Here is a 17751-nt window from a genome sequence, read left to right on the forward strand (position 1 = left end):
GCCAGTGGCCGAGCGGGGCAACCCATCGATCCACACACTAGGCCGGATACAAGGCAGCAGCCGACTTCTTCACAACACGATGCGGGTTACTACCTATCGCCGGGAGGCATCCATACAAGAGTGATATGAGCGAGGCCCCGTCCACGCAAGTCAAGCAGGGGCGCCGCGGGCGCCTGATCATCCTGGTGGTGTTGCTGGTGCTCGTCGCGCTGGTGCTGTACCACCTGTTGGGCCGCAAGAAAGTCCAGCGCGGCATGCCGGCGCAGGTGGTCACGGTCGCCGCCGCCACGGTGGGCGACATGCCGCAGACCTTGAGCGCGCTGGGCACCGTCACGCCGATCACCACCGTCACCGTACTGCCGCAGTTGAGCGGGTACCTGACGGCGGTGGGCTACCAGGAAGGCCAGGACGTCGCCAAGGGCCAGTTTCTCGCGCAGATCGATCCCCGGCAGTACGAAATCAGCAAGCAGCAGGCCGAGGCCCAACTGGCCAAGGACCAGGCCGCGCTGGCCCAGGCCCGGGCCGATCTGGCGCGCTATGCGCAGTTGCACCAGCATCAGGCGATTGCCGAGCAGACCTACGCCGACCAGCAGTTCACCGTGCGGCAGCAAGAGGCGGCCGTCAAGGCCGACCGCGCCAGCATCGCGCAGTTCGAGCTCGATCTGGCCTATGCCCACATCACCGCGCCGGTGGCCGGCCGCGTCGGCCTGCGCCTGGTCGATCCGGGCAATTACGTGACCACCTCGAGCCAGCTGGTGGTGATCACCACCATCAAACCCACCACGGTCGAGTTCGCCGTGCCGCAAAACGCTCTGGGCAGCGTGCTGCAGCGCGTGAACGCCGGTGCCAAATTGCCGGTGACGGTCTATAACAGCGACAACACCAAACAGTTGGCCACCGGCACGCTGTACGCGCTCGGCAATCAGATGGCCACCAGTACCGGCACCGTGCCGCTGCGCGCGATGTTCGCCAACGCCGACGAGGCGCTGTTCCCGAATGAGTTCGTCAACGTCAGGCTGCTGGTCGATACGCTGCGGCATGTCGTGCTGGTGCCGACCGCGGCGGTGCAAAGCGGCGCGCCGGGCGACTATGTGTTTCTGGTCAATCCCAACCAGACGGTTTCGGTGCGCAAGGTCACCGTGGGCCCCAGCGACGGCCGGCATACGGTCATCGTCGCGGGCCTGAGCGCCGGCCAGACGGTAGTCACCGACGGTCTCGACCGCCTGAGCGACGGCGCCAGGATTCGGCTCGCCCCGGCGCAGCGGCCCGCGCCGGGTTCGCCGGCGAGCGCGCCGGCCGCAACCCCGGCGGCCCCGGGCAGTGCCGCGCGCGCGTCGTAGCCAGCGGGTCGCGCGCCGATGAATATCTCCCGCCTGTTCATTCTGCGGCCGGTGGCCACGCTGCTGCTGATGATCGCCTTCGTGCTGGTGGGGCTGGTGGCGATTCGCTTTTTGCCGGTCTCGTCGCTGCCGGACGTCGATTACCCGACCATCCAGGTGACGACCTTCTACCCGGGCGCCAGCCCCGACGTGATGGCCACCACCGTGACCGCGCCGCTGGAGGTGCAGCTCGGCGAGATCCCCGGCCTGCAGCAGATGGTGTCGTACAGTTCCGAGGGCGCCTCGGTCATCACGCTGCAATTCAACCTCGCGCTCAATCTCGACGTCGCCCAGCAAAACGTCCAGCAGGCCATCAACGCGGCCAACAGCCTGTTGCCCAGCGGGCTGCCGGCGCCGCCGACCTACGCCAAGGTCAATCCGGCCGACCAGCCGATCCTGACACTGGCGCTGACTTCCAAGTCGATGTCGCTGACCCAGCTGCAGGATGTCGCCAATAACCGGCTCGCCGCGAAAATCGCCGAAGTGCCCGGCGTGGGCCAGGTCACCGCCGCCGGCGGCAACGTGCCGGCGGTGCGGGTCGAGGCCGATCCGCAGAAGCTGGCCGCCTACGGCCTGAATATCGACGATCTGCGCACGCTGCTCAACACCGTCAACGTCAGCCAGCCCAAGGGCAATTTCGACGGCCCCGAGCTCGACTACACGATCAACGCCAACGACCAGATCAAGGACCCGGCCGGCTATCTCGACACGGTGATCGCTTATCGCAACGGCGCACCGGTGTACCTGCGCGACGTCGCCCACGTCAGCCAGGCCGCGCAGAACGTCGAGCAGGGCGCCTGGTACAACCGTACGCCGGCGATCATTCTCAACGTGCGGCGCCAGCCGGGGGCGAACGTGATCGCCACTGTCGACCAGATCACGAAAGCCCTGCCCCGGCTCGAGGCGGCGCTGCCGGCCGGCATGCACGTCGCGGTGGTCTCCGACAGCACCGGCGTGATCCGCGCTTCGGTGTCCGACGCGGCGCTCGAACTGGTGCTGGCCGTGGCGCTGGTGGTGCTGGTGATCTTCGTGTTCCTGCGCAATCTGCCGGCCACCATCATCCCCAGCATCTCGGTGCCGGTCTCGCTGATCGGCACGCTGGCGATGATGTACGAGCTCAATTACTCGATCGACAATCTGTCGCTGATGGCACTGATCATCGCCACCGGTTTCGTGGTCGACGACTCGATCGTGATGATCGAGAACATCGTGCGTTATCTCGAAGAGGGCAAGACGCCGTTGCAGGCGGCGCTCGAAGGCGCCGGCCAGATCGGCTTCACGATTCTGTCGCTGACGGTCTCCCTGATCGCCGTGCTGATCCCGCTGCTGTTCATGGGCGGCGTGATCGGGCGCCTGTTCAGCGAATTCGCCGTGACGCTGGCCGTCACCATCGTCATCTCGGCGGTGGTCTCGCTCACGCTGGTGCCGATGCTGTGCGCGCGCCTGCTGCGTGCGCGGGCGCAGCGCCATCCGAGCCGCTTCGAGCGCATCAGCGAGCGCGCCTTCGACAGGACGCTGGCCGCCTACGAGCGCGGCCTGCACTGGGTGCTCGATCACCAGGGCCTGACGCTGGCGGTGGCGCTCGGCACGCTGGCGCTCACCGTGTTCTTGTACGTGGCGATTCCCAAGGGATTGTTTCCGGTACAGGACGTCGGCGTGATCCAGGGCATCAGCGTGGCCGACAATTCGGTCTCCTACAAGGTAATGGCCGAGCGCCAGAGCGCGCTGGCCGAGGCGATCCTGAAAGACCCCGACGTCACCTCGCTGACTTCCTACGTGGGCATCGACGGCACCAACGCCACGCTCAACAACGGCCGCTTCCTGATCAACCTGCGCCCGCACGAGCAGCGCTCGCTCACCGCCCGCCAGATCGCCCGCCGCCTGGGGCAGGAAGTCGCCGGCGTGCCGGGCATCAAGCTGTACCTGCAGCCCGAGCAGGACCTCACGCTCGACACCACGGTCTCGCCCAACCAGTACAAGCTGGTGCTGCGCGGGCCCAACCAGCAGACCTTCGAGCAATACGTGCCGGGGCTGCTCGAGCGCATGAAGCAGATCCCGTCGATCACCGACGTGACCAGCGATCTCGACAACCAGGGCCTGAGCGTGAACGTCGAGCTCAATCGGCAACTGGCCGCGCGCTACGGCATTACCGCGGCGACCGTCGACAACGCGCTGTACGACGCGCTGGGCCAGCGCATCGTCTCGACCATCTTTCAGCAGGCCAACCAATATCGCGTGATTCTGGTCGCCAAGCCGCAGTCGTTGCCGAATCTGCAGGCGCTGGGCGACCTGTACCTGCCGAGCCAGACGGCGGGCACCGGCCAGGTGCCGCTCAAGCAGATCGCCAATCTGCAGATCGTCAAGTCGCCGCTGGTGATCAACCATCTGGCGCAGTTCCCGGCGGTCACCATCTCGTTCAACCTGGCCCAGGGCGCTTCGCTGAGCACGGCGGTCAAGGCGATCGGGCAGGCCGAGCAGGCCAGCCATTTGCCGCGCTCGATCACCACCGCCTTCCAGGGCGCCGCGCAGGCGTTCCAGGAGTCGCTCTCCAGCGAGGTGTACTTGCTGGCGGCGGCGCTGGTCGCCGTGTATATCGTGCTGGGCGTGCTCTACGAGAGCTTCATCCATCCGGTGACGATCCTCTCGACGCTGCCCTCGGCGGGCATCGGCGCGCTGCTCGCGCTGATGCTTGCCGGCAGCGACCTGGACGTGATCGGCATCATCGGCATCGTCTTGCTGATCGGCATCGTCAAGAAGAATGCCATCATGATCGTCGACTTCGCGCTCGACGCCGAGCGCCAGCGCGGCAAGGCGCCGCGCGAGGCGATCTTCGAGGCGTCGCTGCTGCGGTTCAGGCCGATTCTGATGACCACCCTGGCGGCCATGCTGGGCGCCCTGCCGATGCTGCTGGGCACGGGCACCGGCTCCGAGCTGCGCCGCCCGCTGGGCCTGGCGATCATCGGCGGCCTGCTGCTGAGCCAATTGCTGACGCTGTTCACCACGCCGGTGATTTACCTGTTCTTCGACCGGCTCGCGCGGCGCGTGCGCGGTAAGCCGCGCGAGCAGCCCGCCGAGGGTGCGCCGTGAACCTCTCGGCGCTCTTTATCCGGCGGCCGGTGGCGACCACGCTGCTGGCCATCGCGATTCTTCTGTCGGGGGTGCTGGCCTATTTTCAGCTGCCGGTAGCGCCGCTGCCCAACGTCGCTTACCCGGTGGTGGTGGTGCAGGCCAACATGGCCGGCGCCAGCCCCGAGACCATGGCCGCGACGGTGGCCGCGCCGCTCGAGCGGCGGCTGGGCACCATCGCCGATGTCAACGAGATGACCTCGACGAGCAGTGTCGGCTCGACGCGCATCATCACCGTGTTCGGGCTCAAGCGCGACATCAACGGCGCCGCGCGCGACGTCGAGGCGGCGATCCAGGCCGCGCGCGCCGATTTGCCGACCACCCTGCGCGGCAACCCCAGCTACCGCGAGTTCAACCCGGCCGACTCGCCGGTGATGGTGCTGGCGCTGACCTCCGACACGCTGACCAAGGCGCAGCTCTACGACTCCGCCAGCTCGGTGATCCTGCAGCAGCTCTCGCAGGTCGACGGGGTCGGCGAGATCACGCTGGGCGGCGGCGCATTGCCCAGCGTGCGGGTCGAGCTCGAGCCGGACAAGCTCAACAGCTACGGCATCGGCCTGGAAGATGTGCGGGCCGCGCTGGCCGCGGCCAACGCCAATAGCGCCAAGGGTTATCTCGACCAGGCCGGCCAGCGGTTCATGGTGCTCTCGAACGACCAGATCAACGAGGCGGCGCCCTACCGCGATCTCGTGATCGCCTATCGCAACGGCGCGCCGGTACTGCTGCGCGACGTCGCCGAGGTGGTCGATTCGAATGAAAACATTCGCAACGCCGGCCTCTACAACGGCAAGTCGGCGGTGCTGGTGATCGTTTATCCGCGCCCGGGCAGCAATGTGGTGCAGACCGTCGACCAGATCCGCAAGGTGCTGCCGAGCGTCGAGGCGAGCCTGCCCAGCGGGATTCGCGTGGGCGTGGCGCTCGATCATTCGCAGTCGGTCAAGGCATCGGTGGACGACACCGAGCGCTCGCTGTTTCTCGCCGTGCTGCTGGTGGTGGGCGTGGTGTTCGTGTTCCTGCGCTCGCCGCGCGCGCTGCTGATTCCGGCGGTGGCCTTGCCGCTGTCGATCATCGGCACCTTCGGGCCGATGTATCTGCTCGGCTACAGCATCGACAACCTCTCGCTGATGGCCCTGACGGTCGGCACCGGCTTCGTGGTCGACGACGCGGTGGTGGTGCTCGAGAACATCATGCGCCACCTCGAGGCGGGCCTGAGCCCGCGCGAGGCGGCCTTGCAGGGCAGCGCCGAGGTCAGCTTCACGGTGCTCGCGATGAGCCTGTCGCTGATCGCGGTGTTCCTGCCGATTCTGCTGATGCCGGGCATCGTCGGCATGCTGTTCCACGAATTCGCGGTCACGCTGTCGATCGCCATCCTGATCTCGCTGGTGATCTCGCTGACCATCACGCCGATGATGTGCGCCTATTTGCTCACTCGCAAGAGTGCCGCGCATTCGAGCACCCGCTGGGGCGCCTGGGTCGAGCGGCAGTTCGAGCGCTTCAAGGCGGCCTATGCGCGCTCGCTCACCGTCGCGCTCGACCATGCGCGCCTGGTCGGCCTGCTGCTGATCGCGCTGCTGGTGCTCAACGTGTTCCTGTTCAAGCTGCTGCCCTCGACGTTTTTCCCGGAGCAGGACACCGGCATCCTGATCGGACAGATCATCGCCGACCAGAGCATTTCGTTCCCCGCCATGAAGAAAAAGCTCGCCCAGCTGCAATCGATCGTGCAGCAGGACCCGGCGGTCGAATCGGTGGCCGGCTTTACCGGCGGGCGCGCGCTCAATACCGCGGTGGTTTTCATCGAGCTCAAGCCGCTGGCCCAGCGGCATGTCTCGGCCGCGCAGGTGGTCAGCCGCCTGCGGCCCAAGCTCGACCGCGTCTCGGGCGCGCGGCTGTTCCTGCAGGCGCAGCAGGACTTGCGCGTGGGCGGCCGGCAGTCGGCCGCCGAATATCAATACACGCTCACCGGCGACGATGCCGACGCGCTCTTCACCTGGGTGCCCAAACTGGTGAGCGCGCTGGGCAAGTATCCGGGCCAGGTGCGTGACGTCAACACCGATTTGCAGCAGCACGGCCTGCAGACCGAGATCCATATCGACCGGGCCACCGCGGCGCGTTACGGCTTCGAACCGAACCAGATCGACAACACGCTGTACGACGCGTTTGGCCAGCGCACCGTGTCGACCATCTACAACCCGCTCAACCAGTATTTCGTGGTGATGGAAGTCGCGCCCAAGTATGCGCAGTATCCGCAGGCGCTGGAGCGGGTCTACCTGAGCAAGGCGGCCGGCAACCCCAGCGGCACCGCCCAGTCGCAGATGTCGAGCGCGCTGGTATCGGTCGCCAGCGCGGGCGCCGCGTCGACCTCGACCAACGCGCTCAACGCCGACGCCGAGGCCAACCAGCGCACCAACAGCATTTCCAACAGCAAGGGCGGCGCCTCCAGCGGCAGCGCGCTGAGCACCGCCGGCGAGACCATGGTGCCGCTGCGGGCGCTGATGACGTACTCCGCCAGCCACACCGCAACCCAGGTCAATCACCAGGGCGGGCTGGTGGCCGGGACGATCTCCTTCAACCTGCCGGTGGGCGGCTCGCTCAGCCAGGCGGCGGTGGCCATCAACCAGGCCGAGCAGGACATCGAAATGCCGGCCAGCATCCACGGCGCCTTCGCCGGCGCCGCGCAGGCCTACGCGCAGTCGATGGGCACCATCCCGTTGCTGATCCTGGCCGCGCTGGGGGTGGTCTACCTGGTGCTCGGCATTCTCTACGAGAACACCATTCACCCGATCACGATCCTGTCGACCCTGCCCTCGGCCGGCATCGGCGCGACCCTGGCGCTGCTGATTTTCGGCACGCCGTTCTCGGTGATTGCGATGATCGGCATCATTTTGCTGATCGGCATCGTCAAGAAGAACGGCATCATGATGGTCGACGTCGCGATTCGCCTGCAGCGCGATCAGGGCATGGACGCCAAGCAGGCGATTCACGACGCCGCCGTGATCCGGCTGCGGCCGATCATGATGACCACCGCGGCGGCCGTGCTGGGCGCCGCGCCGCTGGCCATCGGGCTCGGCCAGGGCTCGGCGCTGCGCCAGCCGCTGGGCATCACGGTGATGGGCGGGCTGATTCTCAGCCAGATGTTCACCCTGTACACGACACCGGTGATCTACCTGTATCTCGACCGTTTGCGCGGCAAGTTCATCAAGTGGTCGGCGGGCTTGCCATGGAACAGACAATCGGACACCAACGCATGAAAACCAGGCTTCCCTCCCCGCTTCCGGCAACGCTGGCCGTGGCGCTCTCGCTGGGGCTCGCCGGCTGCATGGTCGGCCCCGACTACCATCGTCCGGCGGTGGACGTGCCCGCGCACTACCAACCGCTGCCCGGCTGGACGCCGGCCTCGCCCGCCGCCGCGGCCGGCCCCAAGGGCGACTGGTGGACCGCCTTTCATGACCCGTTGCTCGATCGCCTCGAGCCGATGGTGTCGGTCTCCAACCAGAGCGTGCGGCAGGCCTACGCCAACTACCGGCAGGCGCTGGCCGAGGTGCGCCTGGCACGCAGCGGCCTGTTTCCGGTGCTGGGCCTCACCGGCTCGGCGACCCGCCAGCACAGCGCGAGCGGCAATGTTTCGAGCAGCGCCGGGTTTGGCCGCTCGGTGAGCGACTCGGGATCGCTCGAAGGCAATATCAGCTGGGCGCCCGACCTGTGGGGCGAAGTGCGGCGCGGCATCGAGCAAAACACCGCCACGGCCCAGGCCAGCGAAGCGACGCTGGCCAACGCCACGCTGTCCGAGCAGATCGCGCTGGCCACCACGGTCATCGAGCTGCGCATCAACGATGCCAGCGCCGAACTGCTGCGGCAGACGGTGGCGTCCGACGAACAATATCTGCGCGTGGTCACTGAGAAGGACCGTGCCGGCACGGTGCCGCCGTCCGACCTGATTGCCGCGCGCACGCAACTCGAAAACGCCCAGGCCAGCCTGATCGGGCTGGGCGTGGCGCGGGCCCAATACGCACATGCGATTGCCGTGCTGGTCGGCAAGAATCCGCAAGACCTCGACATCCCGCCCGGCACCGCCCTGCCGACGCTGCCCGAGATCCCCGTCGGCGTGCCCTCGACGCTGCTGCAGCGGCGCCCCGACATCGCCGTGGCCGAGCGCAAGATGGCCGCGCAGAATGCGGCCATCGGCGTGGCCGTGGCGGCCTATTACCCGACTGTCTCGCTATCGGCCGTGGCGGGCTTCACGCAGTCGCCGCTGGCCGGATTGCTGCACGCGGCCAATCGCGTCTGGTCGCTGGGCGCCGATGTCGGACAGACGCTGTTCGACGGCGGTCAGCGCAGCGCGCAGGTGGATGCGGCCCGGGCCGCTTATGACGCGGCCGAGGCCAACTATCGGGGCACCGTGCTCAGTGCGTTTCAGAATGTCGAGAACGATCTCTCGGGTCTGCACGTGCTTGCCCGGCAGGCCGAGGTGCTCGATGCGGCGGTGCGCGATGCGACGCGCGGCACCGAGATCGCGCGGCGCGAATACGAAGCCGGCACGGTCGACTACACCACCGTGGCGACCGCGCAGGCCACGCAGTTGAGCGCGCAGCAAAGTGCCCTGAGCGTGCAGGCGCAGCGCCTGCTCAGTACCGCGTCGCTGATCGGCGACCTGGGCGGCGGCTGGTCGGCCGACGCGTTGCAGGGAGCTTCGCTGCAATCGCCACGGCCGACGCCATCGGCGCAGCCGCATTGAGGCGACGGCGCGCTGACCGCGCGGCCCCGGCGGGCTCAGGCAATCGAGCCGAAGCGCTGGTCCAGATAGGCGATGATCGCGTTCGATTCGTAGAGCCAGCGCGATTCGTCGTTATCCTGAATATGCAGGCAGGGTACCTTCACCTTGCCGCCGCCGGCCAGCAGACGCTCGCGCGCTGCCGCGTCCTTCTTGACATCGTGCAGCGTCATCGGTACGTTCAGGCGATGCAGCGCGCGCCGCGTCTTGACGCAAAACGGACAGGCGTGGAATTGATACAGCGACAGATGCGCGGCTTCGGCGGCCACGCGCGCCTGAGCCTCGGGCGCGCGGCGCTGCGCACGCGGCCGGCTGAGCGCATCGCCCAGCACGATCAACTGGCCCAGACCGACTCGCAGGGCTTTCATCAACATAACGGCGACCTCGATGAATGTGAAAAGCCTGACATGTTACGCCCTACCCCGGCACGCTTGCGGGCTCACATCAGCAGGATCGTCTGCACCTGCACCAGATGCCGGCGCATCGCGGCGCTGGCCGCCTCCGGATCGCGCGCTTCGAGCGCGTCGTATACCTCGCGGTGTTGCGCGGCCGAGCGGCGCCGCCCTTCGTCGTCGACCGTGGCGATGCGGCGCGAGCGCCAGCCGGGCTGCGCGCGCGCGCTGTTCATCGCGCCGATCAGGGCGATCATTGCCTGATTGCGTGTGGCCTGCGCGATCAGGTGGTGGAAGCGGTGATCCCATTGCTGCCATTCACTGTCGTTGCGCGCGCTGGCATTCTTGCGCACGCATTTTTCGATTTCCTGTAGATCTTCGGCGTTGGCCTTGGTGGCCGCCAGGGCTGCCACTGCCGGTTCGATGATGAAGCGCGCCTCCATCACGTCGGCGGGGCTGGTATCGCGAAACAGCGCGTCGAAGCCCGAAACGAATTTTTGCGGCCGTGAGCCGAGGAAGGTGCCGCGCCCCACGCCGCGCCATACGCGCCCTTCGAGTTCGAGGTGCGACAGCGCCTCGCGCAGCTTGCGCCGGCTCACGCCCAGCGTGAGCGCGAGCTGCCGCTCGGCCGGCAGCGCATCGCCCTCGTTGAGCTGCTGCCTGGCGATGTAGGCATGCAGGGCGGCAAGCGCCTCGGGTTCGTTTTGGGGCATGGCGAATATTGAACCAATTAATTATTGGTTCAATATTCTATAGCGGTTTTCCTCGTTATGGTGCATTAAATAAAGAAAATACAAGTGTTTTAGTTTGACACCAAAACTTAATGGGTTCTAAAATCGATCGCGTTGCAACCCGCCCTGGGTTGCCGGCATGCGCGGGGCATGCGAGAACGCGAGGTTTCTTATGAAAAGACGCAGTGTTCTGAAAATCGGCGGGGCGTTGCCCTTGCTGTCATTGGGTTCGCTGGGCGCGGTCGACGCATTCGGGCAAGCCAAGCCCGCGAGCGTGACGGTGCTGACCTGGGGGGGCCTGTGGGGCGATGCATTGCAAAAGGGGGTCGGCCAGCGCCTGACCGCGCAGACCGGGGTGCCGGTGATCGAGGATCGCGGCTCGACGCCCGACCAGCGCATCACCAAATTGAAAGTGGGGCTCGCGCACCAGACCTACGATCTGGTGCAATTGCACGACGGGCTGTTCCCGCTGGCGGTCAGCCAGGGCGTGCTGCAGAAGATCAATCCTCACTCGCCGCGCCTGACCAATCTGCCGGACGTCTATCCGCAGTTCAAGCACGAGTATTGGGTCGCGCAGATCTATTCGGCGATCGGCATCGCCTATAACGCCAAGGCGATCAAGAAGCCGCCGCGCTCGTGGGCCGATCTGTGGCGACCCGAGTTTCGCGGCAAGATCGTGCTGCCCGCCTCGTCGCATTCGATCGGCCTGTACATCATTCCGATCGGCGCGATGGCCGCCGGCAAGTCGCCCAAGGACGGCGACGCCGGTTTCGAGATGTTCGAAAAGATGGTCAAGCTGCAGCCGATTTTCGAGCCCGACACCGATACCATCATGGCCGACCTGGTCAGCGGCGAGGCAACCATCGGTGTGCTGTACAACGCCCAGACCGAGACCGTCGCCAAGCGCAACCGCGACGTCAAATGGGTGTTTCCGGAAGAGGGCGCGATTTCCATTTCGTGGGGTACCGGCATCGCCAAGAATGCGCCGAGCCTGGATTATGCCGAACGGTTCCTCAATCTGACGCTCGACCCGCAGGGGCAGATCGGTTTCGCCGAGGCTTTCAACTATCCGGGCACCAATCGCAAGACCCAGGCCCTGCTGCCGCCCGCGCTGCAAAAGAGCATCGTGCTGAGCGATGCGGAGCGCTCCCGGCTCGTCGACCTCGATCAGCAATACATGAGCGAGCAGCGCGTGAGCTGGATGAGCCGCTGGAACCGCATTGTCGCGGGCGCCTGAGGACGCGCGCCGCACGTTCGTCATGCCTGCCGACATGCTTGCCTTGCGCTGGGGCGACAACGCGCAAGGCTGTGTGCTTGCCGTGCTGGCGCACCGCCTGGCTGCGCGCGGCTGCGCGGTGCATGTGATGCGCGAGGATGTCGCGGGCTTGCGTGCCGGCGATTACGTCGTCGCGGCGTCCGGGCCGGTGCGTCGCGCGATCGCCGCGAGCGGCATCGAATCGGTCGGCCTGGCCGGCGACCGGGCGCGCGAGCTTCTCGATAAGGCCGACGCCGTGCATGTGCCGCGCATTGCCATTTTCGGCGGCGCGGCATGCGCCTATCCCTACCTTGGCTACTATGCGCACAGCCTGGCCAGTCTCGGCCTGCCGTTCGACGTGCTCGACGGCGCGCCGGTGGCCGCCGGCGCGCTCGACGCTTACGATCTGCTGATGCTGCCCGGCGGCTTCGAGACCTGGGGGCTCGACCGCAATGAAGACACGCCGGGCATCGACCGCGCGATCCGCCGCTTTCTCGCGCGCGGCGGCGCCTGCATTGCCTCGTGCGGCGGCGCCTTCTATCTGTCCGAGGGGCGGCCTCACTGGCTCGGCGTGGCGCAGGCGAGCCCGCGTTATTCGCACGAGTATCTGCGCAGCGGCGCGGGGCTGGTTTCCATCGAGCTCGGGCCCGGGCCGCTCGCGCGCGGCTGCGCCCCGCTGGTCGAGATGCCCTATTACCATGGCCCGATCTACGAGGCCGTGCGCTCGCCGACGCGCAGTGCCGCGCATTTTTGCGCGCTGACGCTGCCCGCGCGCCTGCCGATCGACAATCCGCTGGATGCGGCCGGCTTTGCCACCGAGATGGCCGGCAAGGCCGCGATCCTGCTCGGCGGCGCGCAGTCCGACGGCGCGCCGCGCGCGGTGCTGTTTTCGCCGCATCCGGAAATGGGCGACGTGGTGCGCAAATACATCGCACTCGAGCGTTACGTGAGCGCCTATTTGCCGATTCGCGGCGAGGCGGTGATGACGCAGACGCTCGATTTCTACGAACCCAACGATTCGCCGTCGTTTCGCCTGATTCTCAACGCGGTCCAGCTGCTTTGCACGGGCCGCGCGCCGGCCGCGCCGCAGCCAAATACGACGGCCGGCGAGTCGTCCGAGCCGAGCGGGTGGCCGGATGCGCGCCGGCGGCTGCTGACTGCGGCCCGCGAGGCGCTCGAGCGGCTTGTGCCCGCCGACGATGCCATGGGTCGTTTGCTGCGGCGGGAAATCACGCGCCTGCGCGCATTGGCGCTCTCGTTGGCCGAGGTTGCCGCACCGCCGAGCGGGGCCGGCGGCGCGTTGCGTGTGCTCGAGGACGCCGGCGCCGGACTGGCGGCCGGGGAGCCGCCGGGCACCGACACTCGCGCGCTGGCCCAGGGGCTGCTCGCCGTCGAACTGCCGCTGCGGTTTCTCGAAGCGCTCGCGCGCCAGACGCGCTGCGACGCCTGGCTCACCCTGGGTGTTGACTAGATATCGAATTCATCGGACTCCTAGCATGGATCTCACGGCAGAAGCCGACGTGCGCTTTGAAAACGTCACCAAGCATTTCCAGGATGTCGTCGCCATCAAGGCGCTGAATCTCGACATTCCCCGCGGCGCGTTCTTCTCGCTGCTGGGGCCCAGCGGCTGCGGCAAGACCACCACGCTGCGCATGATTGCCGGCTTCGAGCGGCCGACCGAGGGCGAGGTGTACATTCGCGGCGAGCGCGTCACCGACATCGCGCCGTACCGGCGCAACTTCGGCATGGTGTTTCAGAACTACGCGCTGTTCCCGCATATGTCGGTGGCGCAGAACGTGGCCTTTGGCCTGAAGATGCGCAAGCTCTCGCGCGACGAAACCGCGCGGCGCGTGCGCGAGACGCTCGATCTGGTCAAGCTCGCCGGCTTCGAGAGCCGCTACCCCAAACAGCTCTCGGGCGGCCAGCAGCAGCGTGTGGCGCTGGCCCGCGCGCTGGTGATCCAGCCGACCGTGCTGCTGCTCGACGAATCGCTCAGCGCGCTCGACAAGCTGCTGCGTGAGCAGATGCAGGTCGAGTTGCGGCAGTTGCAGCGAAAGCTCGGCATTACCGCGATATTCGTCACGCACGATCAGGAGGAAGCGTTGACGATGTCCGATCACGTCGCTGTGATGCGTGCCGGCGTGGTCGAACAGGTCGGCACGCCGGGCGAAATCTACGAGCGACCGCGCACCGAATTCGTCGCCGGCTTTCTTGGCAACAGCAATTTTGTCGACGGCGTGGTAGTCAACGCCGGCGACGACGGTGCGCGCATCGATATCGGCGACGCGCAGATTCGGGTCGACGGCTGCACCGCCCGCCTCGGCGCGCGCGTCAAGCTGGCGCTGCGCCCGGAGAAAATCGATATCGTCCCCGACGCCGAGGTGGGCGGCCGCGAGAGCGTGACGGCCACGGTGCGCGAGATCATCTATCGGGGCGCCGCCACGCACGTGTATCTCGAGCGCCGCGGCGCGCCCATGCAGGCCTATGTGCGCGACGCGAGCGGACTCGCGCCGGGGCAGGAAGTGCGCTGCGCCTGGGCCGCCTCGAGCATGGTCATGCTGCGGGAGCCCTGATGCGAGTTGCCCGCCCGTTCTATCGCCGGCCGTTTTTCTGGGCCGTGGCCGCGCCGCCGCTATTGGCGACGCTGGTGTGCTTCGTCGCGCCGCTGCTGCTGCTGTTCTACGTGAGCTTCATGGCGCCGTCGAGCACGCAACTCTTCAGCCACCATGCGACGCTCGCCAACTACGTGCAATCGCTGAGCGACCGTTACATGCTGCTGCTGATTCGGCGCACGCTCGGTGTGACCGCCGCGGTGCTGGGCGTGTGCCTGCTGCTCGGCTACCCGGTGGCGCTGGTGCTGGCGCGCATGCGGCCGCGCCGCAGGCTTGTCACGATGATGGTGCTGCTGTTCCCGCTGATGATCAGCAACGTGGTGCGCGCCTATGGCTGGCTGGAGATTCTGGGGCGCAACGGCGTGGTCAATCTGGTGCTCGTCAAGCTCGGCTGGATCCGCGTGCCGCTGCGCATCGTCGATACCTTCGAAGCCGTGGTGATCGCACTGCTGACGATATTGCTGCCCTATATGATCATTTCGATTGCCAACTCGCTCACCGCGATCGATGCTTCGCTGCACGAGGCGGCCGAGTCGCTCGGCGCCAATCCGTGGCGCGCCTTCTGGCAGGTGACGTGGCCGCTGTCGAGCCCGGGCGTGGCCTCGGGCATGATGCTGGTGTTCTTCCTGACGCTCAGCGCCTACGTGACCATCGCGCTGCTGGGCGGGGTGCAATACAAGCTGCTGGTCAGCGCCGTGTTCGATGCGGTGAGCACGCTGCAGTGGCCGCAGGCGGCGGCGCTGTCATTCATTTTGCTGGCGCTGGCACTGGCCGCCGGCGCGGTGATCCAACTGCTGCTGCGGCCGCATCGGGTGCAAGGCAGGGGGCGCGCCCAATGAAACGATTCGGCGATCTTCTGTCCGCGGTGGTCACCGCATTGGTCTTCGTGCTGCTGCTCGGGCCGCTCCTGGTGGTGATCGTCACGGCGTTCTCGCCATCCGATTTTTTTCAATTTCCGCCGACCGGCTTCTCGCTGCGCTGGTTCGCCGATTTCTTCTCCCGCGAGCAAATGCGCGGCGCCTTCACGCTCAGCGTGGAGCTGGCGCTGTTCGCCTCGAGCGTGGCGACCGTGCTCGGCGTGATGGCGGCGCTAGCGACCGTGCGCAGCGGCCGGCGCGCGAGCGGGTTCTTCCAGGCGCTGTACATGGCGCCGCTGGTCTTCCCGACCATCATCCTCGGCCTGTCGCTGCTGATGTGCTACCGCTACATCGGCATGCCGGTGCTGGCGGGCCTGGCGATCGCCCACGTCCTGGTCGGCATGCCCTACTGTTTCCGTGCGACATACGCCAGCCTGCAGAGCTTCGACACATCGCTCGACGAGGCCGGCCAGAGTCTGGGCGCCTCGCCGCTGACGTGCTTCCTGCTGGTGACGCTGCCGCTGATCTGGCCGGGCGTGCTCTCGGGCTGGCTGTTTGCCTTCATCGTCTCGTTCGGCGAGTTGAACACGGCGCTCTTCCTGACCGGCCCCGGTGTCACCACTCTGCCGATCGAGATCTTCGGTTTCCTGCAGTTCGACGGCGGACAACTCGTGATCGCCGCGGCCTCGGCGCTGCAGATTGCGATGATCCTGCTCATCGTGCTGGTCATGGAGCGCGCGATCGGGCTGGCCCGGATGGTGCGTTCATAGTCATTGCCGGCGGGCCAGCGGCCACCGGCGGGGAGAAATCAGCATGCAGTTCACCACGCGCCCGGAATTGATCGGGACTTTCGGCATGGTTGCGTCGACGCACTGGCTCGCCAGCAGCGTCGGCATGGCGGTTTTGGAAAAAGGCGGCAACGCCTTCGATGCGGCCGCAGCAGCAGGTTTCGTACTGCAAATCGTCGAGCCTCATCTGAATGGCCCCGGCGGTGAGTTGCCGGTGGTGTTCTACAGTGCGGCGCAAGACCGCGTGCGCGTGCTGTGCGCACAGGGCGTCACGCCGGCGGCCATGACCATCGAGCGCATGCACGCGCTGGGCCTGGAGGTGGTGCCGGGCACGGGGCTCCTGCCGGCGGTGGTCCCCGGCGCCTTCGGCGGCTGGATGGCGTTGCTGCGCGACTACGGCCAGCTGCCGCTGGCCGAGGTGCTCGGCTATGCGATCGACTACGCCGAAAACGGCTATCCGGTGCTGCCGCGCGTGGCATCGTCGATTCTCGCGGCCGAAACATTTTTTCAAAACGAATGGCCCACCTCGGCCGAGGTCTGGCTGCGCGATGGCAAGGCGCCCGCGCCGCACACCCTGATGCGCAATCCCGGCATCGCCGCGACTTATCGGCGTCTGCTGGCCGAGGCCGGCGCGGTGAGCGATCGCGCCGAGCAATGCGAGCGCGCGCGGCTGGCGTTCTACCAGGGCTTCGTGGCCGAGGCGATCGACACGTTCTTCCGCACCACCGCGGTGCTCGATACCTCCGGGCGGCGTAACGCGGGCCTGCTTGCCGCCGACGATCTCGCGCGGTGGGCGCCGACCTACGAGGAGCCGGCGAGCTACGAGTACGCGGGACTGCGCGTGCATAAGACAGGCCCGTGGGGGCAGGGGCCGGTGTTCCTGCAGCAGTTGGCCTTGCTCAAGCGCTTCGACCTGGCGGCGATGGACCCGGCCGGGCCCGAGTTCGTCCACACGGTGGTCGAATGCGCGAAGCTTGCGTTCGCCGATCGCGATATCTTTTACGGCGATCCGGACTTTTGCGAAGTGCCGTTGCAGACCTTGCTCGGCGACGCGTACAACGACGCGCGCAGCCGTCTGGTCGATGCGCGCCACGCGTCGCGCGAGCTGCGCCCGGGCCAGCTTGGCGATAGCGACGCGCGGCTCGCGACCATCCTGGCCAACGCCGGACGCGCGCAGACCGGCGGCTTCGGCCAGGGCGAGCCGACCTTCGCGCCGCTGCCCGAGCTCAAGGGCGACACCGTGCACCTGGACGTGGTCGACCGCTGGGGCAACATGGTGTCGGCCACGCCCTCGGGCGGCTGGCTGCAGGCCTCGCCGGCGGTGCCCGAGCTGGGCTTTTGCATCACCACGCGCGGCCAGATGTTCTGGATGGCGCCGGGCTTGCCGTCCAGTCTCGGACCCGGGCGGCGCCCGCGCACCACGCTCACGCCGACATTGGTCACGCGCGAAGGCAAGCCTTATGCCGCGTTCGGCTCGCCCGGCGGCGACCAGCAGGACCAATGGTCGCTGCAGATGTTCGTCAAGCACGTGCACCACGGCATGAACTTTCAGCTGGCGATCGATGCGCCGACCTTCCAGACCGCGCATTTTCCGGCGTCGTTCTACCCGCGCGCGATGCAGCTCGGCCATCTCGCAATCGAAGGGCGCTACTCGCCCGCGACGCTGGCGGCGTTGCGCGAACGCGGCCACGACCTGCAGGTGATGGACGACTGGGCGCTCGGGCGCCTGTGCGCGGTCGGCGTGCGTGGCGGCTTGCTGCGCGCCGCGGCCACGCCGCGCCTGATGCAGGCATACGCGGTCGGTCGCTGAATCGGGCGCGCCCTGGGCGGCCCGCCCGAGAGG

The 17751-nt window shown here is 67.2% G+C and carries 12 protein-coding genes; 10 read left to right on the forward strand and 2 right to left on the reverse strand.

Going from position 1 to position 17751, the window contains the following annotated elements; genetic code table 11:
* Window positions 1-125: 125 nt before the first annotated feature.
* The 4 genes from EPN80_RS00005 to EPN80_RS00020 are packed head-to-tail and all read left to right on the forward strand — an operon-like array spanning window position 126 to window position 9237.
* Window positions 126-1340, forward strand: coding sequence for an efflux RND transporter periplasmic adaptor subunit (locus EPN80_RS00005; RefSeq protein ID WP_293022054.1), 1215 nt, complete (start codon window positions 126-128; stop codon window positions 1338-1340).
* A gap of 18 nt (window positions 1341-1358) precedes the next feature.
* Window positions 1359-4466: an efflux RND transporter permease subunit gene (locus tag EPN80_RS00010; RefSeq protein WP_293022056.1), complete on the forward strand. Its 3108-nt coding sequence runs from the start codon at window positions 1359-1361 to the stop codon at window positions 4464-4466.
* Window positions 4463-7753, forward strand: a complete 3291-nt coding sequence (locus EPN80_RS00015; protein ID WP_293022059.1) for an efflux RND transporter permease subunit — start codon at window positions 4463-4465, stop codon at window positions 7751-7753. Before EPN80_RS00010 ends, EPN80_RS00015 begins: the two co-directional genes overlap by 4 nt.
* Window positions 7750-9237 (forward strand): efflux transporter outer membrane subunit, encoded by a 1488-nt coding sequence (locus EPN80_RS00020; protein ID WP_293022061.1) that lies wholly within the window; start codon window positions 7750-7752, stop codon window positions 9235-9237. Before EPN80_RS00015 ends, EPN80_RS00020 begins: the two co-directional genes overlap by 4 nt.
* Before the next feature lie 35 nt (window positions 9238-9272).
* On the opposite strand, the gene EPN80_RS00025 is transcribed toward EPN80_RS00020, so the two are convergent.
* The gene (locus EPN80_RS00025; protein ID WP_293022063.1) at window positions 9273-9647 is read right to left on the reverse strand and encodes a glutathione S-transferase N-terminal domain-containing protein; all 375 of its coding nucleotides are present in this window, start codon (window positions 9645-9647) and stop codon (window positions 9273-9275) included.
* 65 nt (window positions 9648-9712) lie between these two features.
* A complete protein-coding gene (locus tag EPN80_RS00030) occupies window positions 9713-10378 on the reverse strand; it encodes an FCD domain-containing protein (protein WP_293022065.1) in 666 nt (221 codons plus the stop codon).
* Window positions 10379-10568: 190 nt separating this feature from the next.
* Between EPN80_RS00030 and EPN80_RS00035 the strand changes: the two genes are divergently transcribed.
* Genes EPN80_RS00035 through EPN80_RS00060 form a run of 6 tightly spaced genes read left to right on the forward strand, consistent with a single transcriptional unit; the run spans window position 10569 to window position 17718 of the window.
* Window positions 10569-11633, forward strand: a complete 1065-nt coding sequence (locus EPN80_RS00035) for an extracellular solute-binding protein (protein WP_293022067.1) — start codon at window positions 10569-10571, stop codon at window positions 11631-11633.
* Window positions 11617-13122, forward strand: a complete 1506-nt coding sequence (locus EPN80_RS00040) for a hypothetical protein (RefSeq protein ID WP_293022069.1) — start codon at window positions 11617-11619, stop codon at window positions 13120-13122. The genes EPN80_RS00035 and EPN80_RS00040 overlap by 17 nt, the downstream gene beginning before the upstream one ends.
* 25 nt (window positions 13123-13147) lie before the next feature.
* On the forward strand, window positions 13148-14224 hold the full coding sequence (locus EPN80_RS00045; protein WP_293022072.1) for an ABC transporter ATP-binding protein: 1077 nt from the start codon (window positions 13148-13150) through the stop codon (window positions 14222-14224).
* Entirely contained in the window at window positions 14224-15102 is an 879-nt protein-coding gene (locus tag EPN80_RS00050; RefSeq protein ID WP_293022074.1) for an ABC transporter permease, read from the forward strand. The genes EPN80_RS00045 and EPN80_RS00050 overlap by 1 nt, the downstream gene beginning before the upstream one ends.
* Window positions 15099-15890 (forward strand): ABC transporter permease, encoded by a 792-nt coding sequence (locus EPN80_RS00055; RefSeq protein WP_293022076.1) that lies wholly within the window; start codon window positions 15099-15101, stop codon window positions 15888-15890. The genes EPN80_RS00050 and EPN80_RS00055 overlap by 4 nt, the downstream gene beginning before the upstream one ends.
* Before the next feature lie 43 nt (window positions 15891-15933).
* A complete protein-coding gene (locus EPN80_RS00060; protein ID WP_293022078.1) occupies window positions 15934-17718 on the forward strand; it encodes a gamma-glutamyltransferase family protein in 1785 nt (594 codons plus the stop codon).
* Window positions 17719-17751 lie beyond the last annotated feature (33 nt).

Source organism: Pandoraea sp. (assembly GCF_004297875.1).
GTDB lineage: Bacteria > Pseudomonadota > Gammaproteobacteria > Burkholderiales > Burkholderiaceae > Pandoraea.